Source organism: Nocardioides sp. (genome assembly GCF_047607365.1).
Classification (GTDB): domain Bacteria; phylum Actinomycetota; class Actinomycetes; order Propionibacteriales; family Nocardioidaceae; genus Nocardioides.
Map to the genome: position 1 here is coordinate 38,167 of NZ_JASGDD010000052.1, position 14,713 is coordinate 52,879.

Consider the following 14,713-nt stretch of genomic DNA (forward strand, 5'->3'; position numbering starts at 1 on the left):
GGGTCCTCTCGGGTTCCTCGAAGTCATCTGCGCCACCGCCTCTCAGCTCGCGTCGTAGGGGACGGGCTGGGGGTGGGTGGTCGCTCCGGTCACGCCGTCGGTGTAAAGCGCGATCGGCAGCTCCAGCGGCACGACGTGCGTGCTGTAGACCCCGCCGCTGCGGTCGTCCTCCAGGTGCACCGTCGCCTGGAAGGTGAGCGTCACGCCCTCAGCGTCCAGCGGCATCTCCTTGATGCCCTGGTTGCGGATCTCGAAGGCGCCCTTGGGCGAGGTGATCAGCATCCCCCACTTGCACTTCCCCTCGGCGGTGGCCGACGCCTTCTTCCCGCACTTGGTCTTCGCCTGCGGGTCGAAGGTGAGGTTCGGCGCCCAGCCGTCGAGGTCGTACGGCGACACCGGCGCGGCCGTCGGCCCGGTGACCGCGGAGGTGATGGTCATGTGCTCGAGGTAGACCCGGCGCTTGGTCTTGAAGGGATCGCGCAGCCGGCGGCGCATGTCGTACGCCTGGAAGGTGAACGAGAAGTACTTCGTGCCGGCCGGTGCCCACTCCTGCATCCGAGGCGTGGCCTTCGCGGACCAGATCGTGTAGACGAAGTCGATGTCGTCGATCTTGATGTGCCCCTGGTAGGTGCCGTCGCGGGAGAAGACCGAGTTGAAGTCGAGCGGCTGGTCGACGATCTTCTGCCACCAGAGATCGCTCGACGCGGAGGCAGAGGCGGAGGCGGAGGCCGACGCTGCGACGGTGGCGGACGGCGTGACGGTCACCGTCACCGGCGCCGCGGCCGTGCCGCCGCCCCCGCATGCCGTCAGCACGAGGAGCGACAGGGCCGCCAGGGCCGCCGCGGCGCCCGCGCGGCGTGCTCGGGCCGGTGGCGTCGACGGGCGGAGGGTGCGACGCGGGGCGAGCGAGATGGACATCTGTCTCCTGCGGGGATCGCGAGCCGTGGGGCGCACGGGTCACTGCCGCGGTCCACGAGCCGGGCTGTCCGTGCGACCCCATTATGGCGATCGGGCGCCGCGAGAGTCGGAAACGTCGATCCACGGCTTGGTGACAACCGCCGCTCCGGGGCTGGGGGATCTGCGGGTCGCGCCGCCGTGGGGTCGGCTCGAGGAGGTCAGCCGCTCCATCGGCAGGGCACAGCGAGAACTTAGCCCGGGCCGAGCCGGTCCCACTAGGTTTGGCTCCATGTCTCCGCTCCTCATGGGGGTCGTCAACGTCACGCCGGACTCGTTCAGCGACGGCGGTCGGTTCCTCGCGACCGACGCGGCGATCGCGCACGGGCGAGCGCTCGTCGCGCAGGGCGCGGACCTCCTCGACATCGGCGGCGAGTCGACCCGTCCCGGGGCGACCCGGCCTGTCGTGGCCGAGGAGCTCGCCCGGGTGATCCCCGTGATCGAGGCCCTCGCCGGCGACGGCGTCACGGTCTCCGTCGACACCATGCGCGCCGAGGTGGCGGCCGCGGCCGTCGCAGCGGGCGCGGCCATCGTGAACGACGTCTCCGGCGGGCTCGCGGACCCGCGCATCCTCGCCGTCACCGCCGACTCCGAGGCGCGCTACGTCTGCATGCACTGGCGCGCGCACGCGACCGAGATGCAGGCCGCCCCCCACCTCGAGTACGCCGGCGGCGTGGTCGCCGGCGTCCTCGAGGAGCTCGGCGCCCGGCTCGACGCCGCCCGCGCCGCGGGCCTCGACGACGACCGGCTGATCGTCGACCCGGGCCTGGGGTTCTCCAAGACCGCCGAGCAGAACTGGGAGCTGCTGCGCGGCCTGGACCGGATCGGCTCGCTCGGGCTCCCCGTGCTGGTCGGCGCGAGCCGCAAGGGCTTTCTCGGTGCGCTCCTCGCCGCGCCGGACGGCACCCCGCGCCCGGTCGGCGAGCGGGAGTCGGCCCACACCGCCCTCGTGGCCGTGCTCGCGGCGCGGACGAGCCCGCCGATCTGGGCGCTGCGGGTCCACGACGTCGGGGCGGCGCGCGACGCCGTACTCGCGGTGGGGAGGATGGAGCGGTGACCACCATCGACGAGCTCGCCGTCCACGGGATCGAGTGCTTCGGCTACCACGGGGTGTTCGAGTTCGAGCGCCGCGAGGGGCAGACGTTCGTCATCGACCTGGTTCTCGGCCTCGACACCTCGGCGGCGGCCGCGACGGACGACTTGCACCAGACCGTGCACTACGGGACCCTCGTGGCGGACGTGAAGGCCGCCGTGGAGCGTGATCCGGTCGACCTGATCGAGACCCTTGCCCAGCGGATCGCGGATGTCGTCCTCTTGGAGAACCGTGTTCAATGGGTCCGGGTCACGGTCCACAAGCCCGACGCCCCGATCGAAGCGACGTTCCGCGACGTCGCCCTGACCATCACCCGAGCCAATGGAGGCCGTGACCGTGACTGAGTCGCCGAACCCCTATGCGATCGACACCGACACCCTGACCGGTGACATGAAGCCGATCCGCCGCGCCGTGCTCTCGCTGGGCTCGAACCTCGGTGACCGCGAGGGGAATCTCCAGGGCGCCGTCGCGCAGCTCGCCGACACCCCCGACATCTGGATCACCGGCGTCTCGCCGGTCTACGAGACCGTGCCGGTCGAGTCGCCCGAGGGCTCCGGCGACTACCTCAACGCCGTCGTCCTGGTCGACACGACCCTCCCGGCCACCGTGCTGCTGGAGCGGGCGCTGGCGATCGAGGAGGCCTTCGACCGTCAGCGGACCCCGGGCGTGGTCAACGAGCCGCGGACGATCGACGTCGACCTCATCATCGTCGGCGACAAGACCAGCGACGCTCCCGAGCTCCGCCTGCCGCACCCGCGTGCCGCGGAGCGCGCGTTCGTGCTCAAGCCGTGGCACGACGTCGAGCCCGACGGCGAGATCCCCGGCGTGGGCTCGGTCGCCGAGCTCCTCGCCAAGGTGGGCGAGGAGGGCCTCACCCTCACCGACATCACCCTCGCCGACGACTGACCTCGGCGCGGATGTCGCAGCCCGAGCTGAGGCCCACCTCGGCGCGCGTGCTGACCGGCTGTCTGGTCGCCGGCCTGATCGCCGGCTGGGTGTCGCACCGGCTCGCCGACGCGTGGCTCGACCACGCGCCGGTCGTCACCTGGGGGCAGCCGCTGCTCCTGCTCGTGATGGCGCTGCTCCTCGGCGGCGTGGCCTGGTCGACGTGGCGCACCGTGCACGTGCACCGCGTCCGCCTAGAGCCGCACCGCGCCGTCAACCGGCTGGTCCTGGCCCGTGCGTGCGCCGTCGTCGGCGCCCTCGCCGCCGGCCTCTATCTCGGGTACGCCGTCAGCTGGCTCGGCGTCGACGCCGAGCTGGCCCACCAGCGACTGGTCAGGTCGCTGCTCGCCGGTGTCTCGGGCGGCCTGATCACCGGCGCGGCGCTCCTGCTCGAGCGGGCGTGTCGCGTCCGCCCCGACGACGACGAGTCGTAGCCTCGATGCATGTCTTCCCCAACAGCCACAGAGGCCACGCGAGTCACTCGTGTAACACGCCGTCGTGAGCGCAACGTGCGCGTCACCGCGGCCGTGGGCCTGATCGTGCTCGCCGCGCTGGCCGTCGCCGGCGCGGTGCTGAGCGGCGTCCACCTCGCGGTGGCCGTCGCAGCCGGCGCCGCCGTACTCCTCGGTGCCGTCGCCACCCGCATCGTCCACCTCGAGATGCTCGACACCCGCGTCGCGGCCGCCCAGGACCGCGCCGCGCAGGCGCAGGGCTACCTCGTCATCACCGACGCCCGGATCGCCGAGCACCACGCGCAGATCGAGCGGCTCGAGAGCCGCCTGGAGGCCAGGCTCGCGTCCCAGGTCGCCGAGCACCAGCAGACCGTCGCCGACCTCGAGGGCGCGCTCACCGCGGCCCACCAGCGCGCGGCCGACGCGATGAAGCAGCGCGCCGAGGCCACGCGCGACGCCGACACCTGGCTCGCCGAGGCCGAGCAGCGGCTCGAGGACGCCGAGTCGCGCGCCGCCGAGGCGATCCTGCGCGTGCACGAGCTGGAGCTGGAGCTGGACGCGGTCCGCGCCGAGCTCCACACCGCCGAGTCCGCCCTCGACCGCTGGGGCATCCAGTCCGCGTAGCGGAGGCACCTGACGGCGCGTCTCCTGCGTTGCGGGCACTCGACGGCCGCTTCGCTCTCCAGGCCGCCTTCGTGCCCGTGCCCGGGAGCCGCGCGCGTCACGCGCCTCCGCGACCGGTCACGTGCCGAGGCACGTGTGGCACGGGTCACACTGTCGGCCTGTTCACCTGTCTGTAACCGAGGCGTACCGTCTCCCGTTGGAAACGACACGACGTCCGGCACCCTTACCGGCTCCGCGAGGAGTGGGCGGCGGGGTTGGAACGAAAGGTTGAGACGGGCTCATGACCCAGATTCACCAGGCGAGCACAGGCGCGCCCCTCTCCGTGGGCGTCATCGGCGCCGGCCGCGTCGGAGGCGTCCTCGCCGCCGCGCTCCGCCGCGCCGGGCATCCCGTCGCCGCCGCTGCCGGCGAGTCCGACGCCTCCCGCAGCCGCATCGCCGCGCTCCTGCCGGGCGTGCGGATCGCCAAGCCGACCGCCGTCGCCCGCGCCGCCGACATCGTGCTCCTCACCGTCCCCGACGACATGCTCGGCAACGTCGTCACCCAGCTCGCCGCGTCCGGCGCCCTCCGCGAGGGCCAGTACGTCGTGCACACCTCCGGCCGCCACGGCCTGGCCATCCTCGCCCCGGCCCGCGACCTCGGCGCCCACGTCATCGCCCTCCACCCCGCCATGACCTTCACCGGCACCGAGGTCGACCTCGACCGCCTCGCCGGCTGCGTCTTCGGCCTCACCGCCGCTCCGGCCGACCACGACGTGGCCGAGGCGCTCGTGCGCGACCTCGGCGGCAGGCCGATGTGGGTCCCCGAGGAGATGCGCACGCTCTACCACGCGGGTCTCGCCCACGGAGCCAACCACCTGACCACCCTGGTCACCGAGGCGATGGAGATCCTCGCCGCCGCCGGCGCCGACGACCCCGCGGGCACCCTCCGCCCGCTCCTCACCGCGGCCCTCGACAACGCCCTGGCGTCGGGCGACGCCGCTCTCACCGGACCGATCGTCCGGGGCGACGCCGGCACGGTCGCCGCCCACCTCGAGGACATCCGCGCCAACGCGCCCCAGACGCTGCCCTCCTACCTCGCCCTGGCGCGCGCCACCCTCAGCCGCGTCGTCTCCGACGGCCGCCTGCTGCCGATCCGGGCGTTCAAGATCGGCCAGCTCCTCGACGCCGCCGAGTTCGGCCTGCCACTCCTCTTCGAGTCCGGCATCGACGGCACCGCCGAGTCTGCCGACCTGTGACCCGGCTGGCCCCGACCCGCGCGGAGCTGGCCGAGCACCTGGCGGACGCGCGCGCGAGCGGCCGGGCGGTCGCCCTGGTCCCGACGATGGGCGCGCTGCACGAGGGCCACGCCAGCCTGATGCGGCTGGCCCGCGAGCGCGTGGGAGCCGACGGGCGGGTCGTGGCCAGCATCTTCGTCAACCCCCTCCAGTTCGGCCCGAGCGAGGATCTCGACCGCTATCCCCGCACCCTCGACGCCGACCTCGCCGTCTGCGACGCGAACGGCGTCGACGTGGCCTTCGCACCGAGCGTCGAGGAGGTCTATCCGGGCGGCCTCGACGCCGAGGCCACCGCGGCGATGACCACCGTCGTGCCGGGCGGGCTCGCTGACATCCTCGACGGCGCCTCGCGGCCCGGTCACTTCCGCGGCGTGCTCACCGTCGTCGCGAAGCTCTTCGGCCTGGTCCGTCCCGACGTCGCCGTCTTCGGCCAGAAGGACTACCAGCAGCTCGCCCTCATCACCCGGATGGCCGCCGACCTCTGCCTGGGCATCGACGTCGTCGGCGCCGAGACCGTCCGCGAGCCCGACGGCCTCGCGCTGTCCAGCCGCAACCGCTACCTCAGCCCCGCCGAGCACGACACCGCCCTCGCGCTCAGCAGGGCGCTGTGGGCGGCGCAGTCGCGGACGTCGTACGGCGTGGAGCCGGCGCGCCACGCGGCGCTGGAGATCCTCGAGAGCGCCGACGGCGTCGAGCTCGACTACCTCGCTCTGCGGGCGGCCGACCTCTCCGAGCTGCCGGCCGACCCCGCTCCCGGCACCGAGGGCCGCATCCTCGTCGCGGCCAAGGTGGGGACCACGCGGCTCATCGACAACCTGCCGCTCCACTTCTGACGCGGCCACTGAGTAGGTTTCAGGCATGTCGATCGATCTCCCCGGCAGGCTCAGGGCGCCGGTGCCTGGCTGGACCGCACGAGCCGACGTCGTCATCGTCGGCAGCGGCATCGCCGGCCTGACCGCCGCGCTCCGGCTGCGCGACCAGGTCGACACGATCGCCGTCGTCACCAAGGACGTGCTCGCGGCCGGGTCCACCAACTGGGCGCAGGGCGGCATCGCCGCGGCGCTGGGCGAGGGCGACACTCCCGACCAGCACGAGGTGGACACGCTCGTCGCCGGGGCGGGCGCGTGCGACCTCGAGGCCGTCCGCGTGCTCGTCGGCGAGGGCAAGGAGGCCGTCGAGGAGCTGATCAGCTGGGGCGCGAACTTCGACAAGGAGGACGACGGCACCCTCTCGCTCGGCATGGAGGGCGGCCACCACCGCCACCGCATCGCCCACGCCAACGGCGACGCCACCGGCGCCGAGATCCAGCGCGCGCTCATCGAGGCGGTCGAGCAGGCGCCCGAGATCCACGTCTTCGAGCACGCGATGGTCGTCGACCTCGTCCCCGACGCCGAGGGCGGCGTCGCGGGCCTCACCCTCCACGTGGTCGGCGAGGGCGACGACGACGGCGTCGGGCTGGTGCTGACCCGTGCCGTCATCCTCGCGTCGGGAGGGCTCGGACAGGTCTTCTCGCAGACCACCAACCCGGCCGTGTCGACCGCCGACGGGATGGCGGTCGCGTTCCGGGCCGGCGCACGGCTGCGCGACCTCGAGTTCGTGCAGTTCCACCCCACCGTCATGTACCTCGGCCCGGACTCCCGCGGCCAGCAGCCCCTGATCAGCGAGGCCGTGCGCGGCGAGGGCGCGTTCCTCGTCGACTGGGAGGGTGCCCGCTTCATGCAGGGGGTCCACGAGCTCGCCGACCTCGCGCCCCGCGACATCGTCGCGAAGGCGATCATGGCGCGCATGCTCGAGACCGGGCATCCCAACATGTGGCTCGACGCCCGCCACCTCGGCCAGGCCGAGTGGGAGAAGCGATTCCCCAACATCCTCGCCTCCTGCCGGTCCCACGGCGTCGACCCGCTCGTCGACCTCATCCCCGTCGCGCCGGCCTGCCACTACGCGTCCGGCGGCGTCGCCACCGACCTCTGGGGCCGCTCGACCCTCCCGGGTCTCTACGCGACCGGCGAGGTCGCCTGCTCGGGCGTCCACGGCGCCAACCGGCTGGCCTCCAACAGCCTGCTCGAGGGGCTCGTCTTCAGCCGCCGGATCGCCGAGGTGCTCCCCGGCGAGCTCCGCGCGTGGTCCCAGCCCGCGGAGGACCGGCGTCCCGTGGGGCTTGCGGCCGACGACGTACGCCGGACGATGCAGGAGACGATGACGGGCAAGGTCGGGGTGCTCCGCGGCGCCACCGGGCTCGCCGAGGCGGCCGCCTCGCTGGACGCCATCCCGACCGATGCCACCGACGTCGACGCGACGGCCTGGGAGAACACCAACCTCCTCACCGTCTCGCGTCTGCTCACCGAGGCCGCCGCCGGCCGCGAGGAGACCCGCGGCTCGCACTGGCGCGAGGACTTCCCCGAGAGGAACGATGCCCGATGGTCCGGCCACTTCGACGCGGTGCTCGGCGTCGGCGGAGTGGCCGTCACGTTCTCCTCGGCGACGCCGACGGATCCGCGATGAGGTTCCATCCCGGCGCGGTGCCGTCGTCCCTGCGCGAGGAGATCGAGGCCTTCGGCCTCGACTACGAGCCGCTGGTCGACCACATCCTCAGGGCGCTCCAGGAGGATCTGCCCGAGGACGACTCGGTCGACGTCACCTCGGAGGCCACCATCGCCCCCGACGCGCGGGCGCGCGGCGACTTCGCGGTCCGGCACGAGGGCGTCGTCTCCGGCCTGGCCGTGGCCGAGCTGGTCTTCCGGATCGTCGTCGGCGACGACGTGGTCGTCACCGGCCGCGTCCCCGACGGCACCCGTGTCGCCCCCGGCGACGTGGTGATGGTGGTGGAGGGACCCACCCGCGGTCTCCTCACCGCCGAGCGGACCGCGCTCAACTTCGCCTGCCATCTCTCCGGCGTCTCCACGGCCACCGCGCGCTGGGTCGACGCCCTCGAGGGCACCCGCGCGCGGGTCCTCGACACCCGCAAGACGCTGCCCGGCTTCCGGAGCCTCCAGAAGTACGCCGTGCGCGTCGCCGGCGGGGTCAACCACCGCTTCTCGCTGGTCGACATGGCGCTGGTCAAGGACAACCACGTCATCGCGGCCGGCGGCGTCGTGCCGGCGTACCTCGCGGTGCGCGACGCCCATCCGGGTCTGCCCATCGAGATCGAGGTGACGACCCTCGACGAGCTGCGCGCCCTGCTCGAGGTCGGCTGCGAGCGGATCATGCTCGACAACATGTCGACGGCCGAGATGACCGAGGCCGTCGAGCTGACGGATGGCCGAGCGGTGCTCGAGGCCTCCGGCGGTCTCACCCTGGAGCGGGCGCGGGAGGTGGCGCTCACCGGCGTCGACTACATCTCCGTCGGCGCCCTCACCCACTCGGTGGTCGTCTTCGACATCGGCTTCGACCTCGAGGATCTGTAGCCGTGCTGCTCGCGGTCGACGTCGGCAACGCGCACACCCAGCTCGGGCTGTTGCGCGACGGCGACGTGGCCGCGCACTGGCGGGTCGCCACCGACGAGCGCCGCACCAGCGACGACTGGGCGGTCGTGCTCCGCGGCCTGCTCGGCCCGCGCCTGGACGAGGTCACCGGATTCGCCGTGTGCTCGACGGTTCCGGCCGTCCTCATGGAATGGCGGGAAATGCTCGACCGGCATTTCTCCGGGCTCGTCGCCGTGATTGTCGGACCGGGCGTGCGCACCGGGCTCCCCGTCCAGACCGACAATCCGCGTGAGGTGGGATCGGATCGGATCTGCAATGCCCTCGCCGCGGCCCAGATCTACGGTGGGCCGTGCATCGTGGTCGATTTCGGTGGCACCGCGACGACCTTCGACGTCGTCGACGGAAAGGGCGCGTACGTCGGCGGCGCGATCGCTCCGGGCATCGAATTGGCCCTCGCCGGGCTCGGCCGGCGCAACGCCCAGCTCCGTGCCGTCGAGCTGAGCCGTCCGCGGACCGTCATCGCCCGGAACACCGCGGAGGCGCTGCAGTCCGGGATCCTCTTCGGCGCCGCGGCGCAGGTGCAGGGCTTGGTGTCGCGGATGATCGCCGAGCTGGGCGCCGATCCCGCGGACGTCGACGTGATCGCGACTGGATATCTCGCTCCGCTGGTCCTCGATGTGATGGTGGATTCCGCGGTTTTCACCGAGCACGCTCCCTGGCTCACGCTGCTCGGTCTCGAATTGGTCTATCTCCGCAATTCATGACTATCCGGACTTTGATATCCGGTGGCTTTATGTCACGCTGGGGATATGGCTCAGAAAGTTCAGATCATTCTCGAGGACGACATCGACGGTGGCGCGGCGGACGAGACGGTGACGTTCTCGCTCGACGGCACGTCGTACGAGATCGACCTCACCTCCGACAATGCCGCGAAGCTGCGCGACGCGCTCGCGCCCTTCGTCGGCCACGCCCGCAAGGTGGGCCGCGCGGGCAAGGCCGCCAAGAAGGCCACCGCCGGTGGCACGGCGGCCGCGGAGATCCGCGCCTGGGCGAAGTCCAACGGCTACGACGTCCCCGAGCGGGGTCGCATCCCGGCGTCCGTCAAGGAGGCCTTCGACGCCGCCAACTGATCGGTCAGGCCGGAGGACCGGCGAGGATCGTCTCGGCGTTGTGGGCGATCCACGAGAGCAGCGGGACCAGGTGATCGGTCAGCTCACGGCCGGTCGAGGTCAGTGAGTACTCCACGTGCGGCGGCACGACGGGCTTGGCGTCGCGCCGGACGAGCCCGTCGCGCTCGAGCCGCTTGAGCGTCTGGGCCAGCATCTTCTCGCTGATCCCGTCGGCGCGGCGGCGCAGCTCGGTCCAGCGCAGTGGCTCGGCGTCGGCGAGGGACGCGAGGACGAGCGGCGCCCACCGGCTCATCACGTGGTCGAGGACCTCCCGCGTCGGACAGCCGGCGGTGAACGCCTGGTCGGGGAACACGGCGCTGACCGGTGTGCTTACCGTCATGGAGGTACCTTACCTCAAAGTGGGTACTAACTTTTGGGAAGCATCGTGTCGGGAGGCTCGTTGGGGTGGGTGACCGCGCCGATGCCGGCGCCGATGAAAGGAACTCCCCATGACCACTCCGACCATCCTCGTCACCGGAGCCTCGGGCCACCTCGGCCGCCTCGTCGTGGAGGCGCTGCTGGACCGTGGCGCCGCACCCGAGCACATCGTCGCGACCGCGCGTGACGTCGACGCGATCAAGGGCCTCGCCGACCGCGGCGTCACCGTCCGCCGCGCCGACTACGCCGATCCCGCCTCTCTCGCCGCGGCCTTCGAGGGCGTCGACAAGGCGCTGCTCGTCTCCTCCAACGCCGTCGGCGGCGACCGCGTCGGCCAGCACACCGCCGTGATCGAGGCGGCGAAGGCGGCCGGCGTCGGCCTGCTCGGCTACACCAGCATCCCGTTCGCCGACACCACCACGATGATCCTCGCCCAGGACCACCTCGCCACCGAGCGGGTCCTCGCCGCCAGCGGCGTGCCCACGGTGCTCCTCCGCAACGGCTGGTACCACGAGAACTACACGGAGAACGCCGCCCCCGCGCTGGAGCACGGTGTCGTCCTGGGCAGCGCCGGCGACGGCCGGGTCAGTGCCGCCGCGCGCCGCGACTACGCCGAGGCCGCCGCCGCGGTCCTGCTCGCCGAGGACGACCAGGCGGGCAAGGTCTACGAGCTCGGCGGCGACGAGGCCTTCACCCTCGCCGAGTTCGCCCGGCTGCTCGGCGAGGCGGCGGGCAAGCCGATCGCCTATCGCGACCTCCCCGAGGAGGAGTACGCCGCGGTGCTGGCCGGTGCCGGCGTACCGGCTCCGTTCGCGGCCGTGCTCGCCGACTCCAGCGCCGGCGTGGGCCGGGGTGAGCTCGAGGTCACGACCGGCGATCTCGGCCGGCTCATCGGTCGGCCGACCACGCCGCTGGCCGACGCCGTGCGCGGCGCCGTGTTCGCTGTGAGCGGATGACATTTGCCGGTAACCCGGAACGCGTAGGCTGGCTGCGGGGTTAGAACCCCCGTAGCCGGCCTTTCGCCATCGTGTTGGCGTCCGCGGTGGCCGGTGTGAAGGAGGAGAGCGAATGTTCGAGAGATTCACCGACCGAGCCCGTCGGGTGGTCGTGCTGGCCCAGGAAGAGGCCCGCATGCTCTCCCACAACTACATCGGCACCGAGCACATCCTGCTCGGTCTCATCCACGAGGGCGAGGGTGTCGCCGCCAAGGCGCTGGAGTCCCTCGACATCTCGCTGGAGGCCGTCCGCGCCCAGGTCGAGGAGATCATCGGCCAGGGGCAGCAGGCGCCCAGCGGCCACATCCCCTTCACGCCGCGCGCCAAGAAGGTCCTCGAGCTCTCGCTGCGCGAGGCGCTGCAGCTCGGCCACTCCTACATCGGCACCGAGCACATCCTGCTCGGCCTGATCCGCGAGGGCGAGGGCGTCGCCGCCCAGGTGCTGCAGAAGCTCGGCGCCGACCTCAACCGGGTCCGCCAGCAGGTCATCCAGCTCCTCTCCGGCTTCCAGGGCAAGGAGGGCCAGGGCGGCCAGGGAGCCTCCGGCGCCCAGCCGGCCGGGGTCGGCGGCTCCGAGGCGCCGTCGTCGTCGCTGGTCCTCGACCAGTTCGGCCGCAACCTCACCCAGGACGCGCGCGAGGGCAAGCTCGACCCGATCATCGGCCGCGAGCCGCAGATCGAGCGCGTCATGCAGGTGCTCTCCCGGCGTACGAAGAACAACCCCGTCCTCATCGGCGAGCCCGGCGTCGGCAAGACGTCGATCGTCGAGGGCCTGGCTCAGGACATCGTCAAGGGCAACGTCCCCGAGACGCTCAAGGACAAGCAGATCTACACCCTCGATCTGGGCGCCCTGGTGGCCGGCAGCCGCTACCGCGGTGACTTCGAGGAGCGCCTGAAGAAGGTGCTCAAGGAGATCCGCACCCGCGGCGACATCGTCCTCTTCATCGACGAGATCCACACGCTGGTGGGCGCCGGTGCGGCCGAGGGCGCCATCGACGCGGCGAGCATCCTCAAGCCGATGCTGGCCCGCGGCGAGCTCCAGACCATCGGCGCGACGACGCTCGACGAATACCGCAAGTACCTCGAGAAGGACGCAGCGCTCGAGCGCCGCTTCCAGCCGATCCAGGTGCCCGAGCCGTCCATCGCCGAGACCGTCGAGATGCTCAAGGGCGTCCGCGACCGCTACGAGGCGCACCACCGCGTCACCATCACCGACGAGGCGCTGGTCTCGGCGGCGACGCTCGCCGACCGCTACATCAGCGACCGGTTCCTGCCCGACAAGGCGATCGACCTCATCGACGAGGCCGGCTCGCGGCTGCGCATCCGCCGGATGACGGCGCCGGCCGACCTGCGCGAGTTCGACGACAAGATCGGCGAGGTCCGGGTCCGCAAGGAGTCCGCCATCGACGGCCAGGACTTCGAGGCCGCCGCGCGGCTGCGCGACGAGGAGAAGCAGCTCATCCTCGCCAAGGGCGAGCGGGAGAAGTCGTGGCGCTCCGGCGACATGGACTCCGTGGCCGAGGTCGACGAGGCGCTCATCGCCGAGGTGCTCGCCGTCGCGACCGGCATCCCGCTGGGCAACTTCTCCGCGGAGGAGTCGCAGCGGCTGCTCACGATGGAGGACGAGCTGCACAAGCGCGTCATCGGCCAGGACGAGGCGGTCAAGGCCGTCGCACGGGCCATCCGGCGTACGCGTGCGGGGCTCAAGGACCCCAAGCGCCCCGGTGGGTCGTTCATCTTCGCCGGCCCCTCCGGCGTGGGCAAGACCGAGCTCTCCAAGGCGCTCGCGGAGTTCCTGTTCGGCTCCGACGACTCGCTGATCTCGCTCGACATGAGCGAGTTCGGCGAGAAGCACACCGCGTCGCGGCTCTTCGGCTCGCCTCCGGGCTACGTCGGCTACGAGGAGGGCGGCCAGCTCACCGAGAAGGTGCGCCGCAAGCCGTTCTCCGTCGTCCTCTTCGACGAGGTCGAGAAGGCCCACCCCGACATCTTCAACTCGCTGCTGCAGATCCTCGAGGAGGGTCGCCTGACCGACTCGCAGGGCCGCGTGGTCGACTTCAAGAACACCGTGATCATCATGACCACCAACCTCGGCGCGCACGAGATCAACAAGTCGGTGTCCCTCGGCTTCGGCAACGTCGACGAGGCGGGCTCCTACGACCGGATGAAGTCCAAGGTGACCGAGGAGCTCAAGAAGCACTTCCGTCCCGAGTTCCTCAACCGTGTCGACGAGGTCATCGTCTTCCCGAAGCTGGTCAAGAAGCAGATCCTGGCCATGGTCGACAACTTCGTCGGCGCGATCGACAAGCGTCTCAAGGACCGCGACATGGGCATCGAGCTCACGCAGGCGGCCCGTGACCTGCTCGCGGAGCGTGGCTTCGACCCCGACCTGGGCGCTCGGCCGCTGCGCCGCACGATCCAGCGCGAGATCGAGGACCCGCTGTCGGAGAAGATGCTCTTCGGCGAGGTGGGTCCGGGCGAGATCGTCCTGGTCGACGTCTCCGGCGAGGGCCCGACGGCCGAGTTCAGCTTCACCGGCCAGAAGCACACGCCCGTGCCGGACGCCCCGCCGCTCGAGACGGCCGGTCTCAACGACCCGCTGACCGACCCACTCGACGAGGCCCCGCCGACCGAGGAGTGACCACAACCCCACCCTGGTGGGGAAATGGCGGTCTCGGCAGCCTCAGCAAACGGCAAGAACCCCACCTCGGTGGGGTTCTTGCCCGTCCGAGCGGGGGGTCAGAGGGCGAAGGTGTCGGGGCCGACCTGGCGGATCAGGCCGTCGGCGAGGAGGCCGGCAAGCGCCCGCTCGCGCTGGTCGACCTTGTCCCAGACCGTCTCGATGCTGCTGCGGTGGACGGGGCCGTCGGCGTCGCGCAGGACGGCCAGGATGCGGCCGCGGCACTGACGGTCCGTCCCGGCCCAGGTCTGCGCCTTCCTCGCCGGCCCCGCGTACGCCGGCTTGCCGGCCAGCCGCCAGGCGCACTGCTCCGCGACCGGGCAGTCGGCACACCGCGGGCTGGCCGCTGTGCAGACGAGGGCGCCCAGCTCCATGACGGCGACGCCCCACGCCGGCGCCCGGTCGTCGTCGGGCAGCAGGTCCGCGGCCAGGTCGCGCTCGGCGCGCGTCACCGACGTCGGCGGGAACTCCACGCCGCTCGCCACGCGTGCGAAGACCCGCCGCACGTTGGTGTCCAGCACCACGTGACGTCCTCGATGGGCGAAGGAGGCGATCGCACTCGCCGTGTAGTCGCCGACGCCGGGCAAAGCCAGGAGCTCGTCGTAGGTGGAGGGCACCTCGCCGTCGTACTCGGCCACGATGGCGGTGGCCGCCGCGTGCAGCCGCTGTGCCCGTCGCGGGTAGCCCAGCCGCCCCCAGGCTCGGACCGCCTCGCCGGCCGGCTC

The 14,713-nt window shown here is 72.1% G+C and carries 16 protein-coding genes; 13 read left to right on the plus strand and 3 right to left on the minus strand.

Annotation, left to right across the window (positions count from 1 at the left end):
• Window positions 1-42 precede the first annotated feature (42 nt).
• Window positions 43-918, minus strand: a complete 876-nt coding sequence (locus tag QM572_RS04780) for a hypothetical protein (RefSeq protein WP_415090586.1) — start codon at window positions 916-918, stop codon at window positions 43-45.
• Between the two features lie 268 nt (window positions 919-1,186).
• Between QM572_RS04780 and folP the strand changes: the two genes are divergently transcribed.
• From folP to QM572_RS04835, 11 genes are all read left to right on the plus strand, one after another.
• A complete protein-coding gene (folP, locus tag QM572_RS04785) occupies window positions 1,187-2,011 on the plus strand; it encodes a dihydropteroate synthase (protein WP_415090588.1) in 825 nt (274 codons plus the stop codon).
• The gene (gene folB / locus QM572_RS04790) at window positions 2,008-2,391 is read left to right on the plus strand and encodes a dihydroneopterin aldolase (protein WP_415090590.1); all 384 of its coding nucleotides are present in this window, start codon (window positions 2,008-2,010) and stop codon (window positions 2,389-2,391) included. Before folP ends, folB begins: the two co-directional genes overlap by 4 nt.
• Complete coding sequence (folK, locus tag QM572_RS04795; protein ID WP_415090592.1) at window positions 2,384-2,953, plus strand: 2-amino-4-hydroxy-6-hydroxymethyldihydropteridine diphosphokinase; 570 nt, start codon at window positions 2,384-2,386, stop codon at window positions 2,951-2,953. The genes folB and folK overlap by 8 nt, the downstream gene beginning before the upstream one ends.
• Window positions 2,954-2,964: 11 nt before the next feature.
• The gene (locus tag QM572_RS04800; protein WP_415090594.1) at window positions 2,965-3,426 is read left to right on the plus strand and encodes a DUF3180 domain-containing protein; all 462 of its coding nucleotides are present in this window, start codon (window positions 2,965-2,967) and stop codon (window positions 3,424-3,426) included.
• A 75-nt stretch (window positions 3,427-3,501) separates the two neighbouring features.
• The gene (locus QM572_RS04805) at window positions 3,502-4,068 is read left to right on the plus strand and encodes a hypothetical protein (protein WP_415090596.1); all 567 of its coding nucleotides are present in this window, start codon (window positions 3,502-3,504) and stop codon (window positions 4,066-4,068) included.
• Between the two features lie 280 nt (window positions 4,069-4,348).
• Complete coding sequence (locus QM572_RS04810; RefSeq protein WP_415090598.1) at window positions 4,349-5,305, plus strand: Rossmann-like and DUF2520 domain-containing protein; 957 nt, start codon at window positions 4,349-4,351, stop codon at window positions 5,303-5,305.
• Window positions 5,302-6,177 carry a pantoate--beta-alanine ligase gene (gene panC, locus QM572_RS04815; protein WP_415090600.1) on the plus strand — a complete coding sequence of 292 codons (876 nt, stop codon included), beginning with the start codon at window positions 5,302-5,304 and terminating at the stop codon, window positions 6,175-6,177. The genes QM572_RS04810 and panC overlap by 4 nt, the downstream gene beginning before the upstream one ends.
• A 25-nt stretch (window positions 6,178-6,202) precedes the next feature.
• Window positions 6,203-7,846: an L-aspartate oxidase gene (locus QM572_RS04820; protein ID WP_415090602.1), complete on the plus strand. Its 1,644-nt coding sequence runs from the start codon at window positions 6,203-6,205 to the stop codon at window positions 7,844-7,846.
• Window positions 7,843-8,748, plus strand: a complete 906-nt coding sequence (nadC, locus tag QM572_RS04825) for a carboxylating nicotinate-nucleotide diphosphorylase (RefSeq protein ID WP_415090604.1) — start codon at window positions 7,843-7,845, stop codon at window positions 8,746-8,748. Before QM572_RS04820 ends, nadC begins: the two co-directional genes overlap by 4 nt.
• A 2-nt stretch (window positions 8,749-8,750) precedes the next feature.
• Window positions 8,751-9,530, plus strand: a complete 780-nt coding sequence (locus QM572_RS04830; RefSeq protein ID WP_415090606.1) for a type III pantothenate kinase — start codon at window positions 8,751-8,753, stop codon at window positions 9,528-9,530.
• Between the two features lie 45 nt (window positions 9,531-9,575).
• The gene (locus tag QM572_RS04835) at window positions 9,576-9,896 is read left to right on the plus strand and encodes a histone-like nucleoid-structuring protein Lsr2 (RefSeq protein ID WP_415090608.1); all 321 of its coding nucleotides are present in this window, start codon (window positions 9,576-9,578) and stop codon (window positions 9,894-9,896) included.
• A 4-nt stretch (window positions 9,897-9,900) separates the two neighbouring features.
• On the opposite strand, the gene QM572_RS04840 is transcribed toward QM572_RS04835, so the two are convergent.
• A complete protein-coding gene (locus QM572_RS04840; RefSeq protein ID WP_415090610.1) occupies window positions 9,901-10,275 on the minus strand; it encodes a winged helix-turn-helix transcriptional regulator in 375 nt (124 codons plus the stop codon).
• Between the two features lie 109 nt (window positions 10,276-10,384).
• On the opposite strand from QM572_RS04840, the gene QM572_RS04845 reads away from it, so the two are divergent.
• The gene (locus tag QM572_RS04845) at window positions 10,385-11,269 is read left to right on the plus strand and encodes an SDR family oxidoreductase (protein ID WP_415090612.1); all 885 of its coding nucleotides are present in this window, start codon (window positions 10,385-10,387) and stop codon (window positions 11,267-11,269) included.
• 112 nt (window positions 11,270-11,381) lie between these two features.
• Window positions 11,382-13,949, plus strand: coding sequence for an ATP-dependent Clp protease ATP-binding subunit (locus QM572_RS04850; protein WP_415090614.1), 2,568 nt, complete (start codon window positions 11,382-11,384; stop codon window positions 13,947-13,949).
• A gap of 98 nt (window positions 13,950-14,047) precedes the next feature.
• Here QM572_RS04850 and QM572_RS04855 read toward each other — a convergent pair.
• Window positions 14,048-14,713: A/G-specific adenine glycosylase (locus tag QM572_RS04855; RefSeq protein WP_415090616.1), on the minus strand; the 666-nt coding region annotated here is incomplete at its 5' end.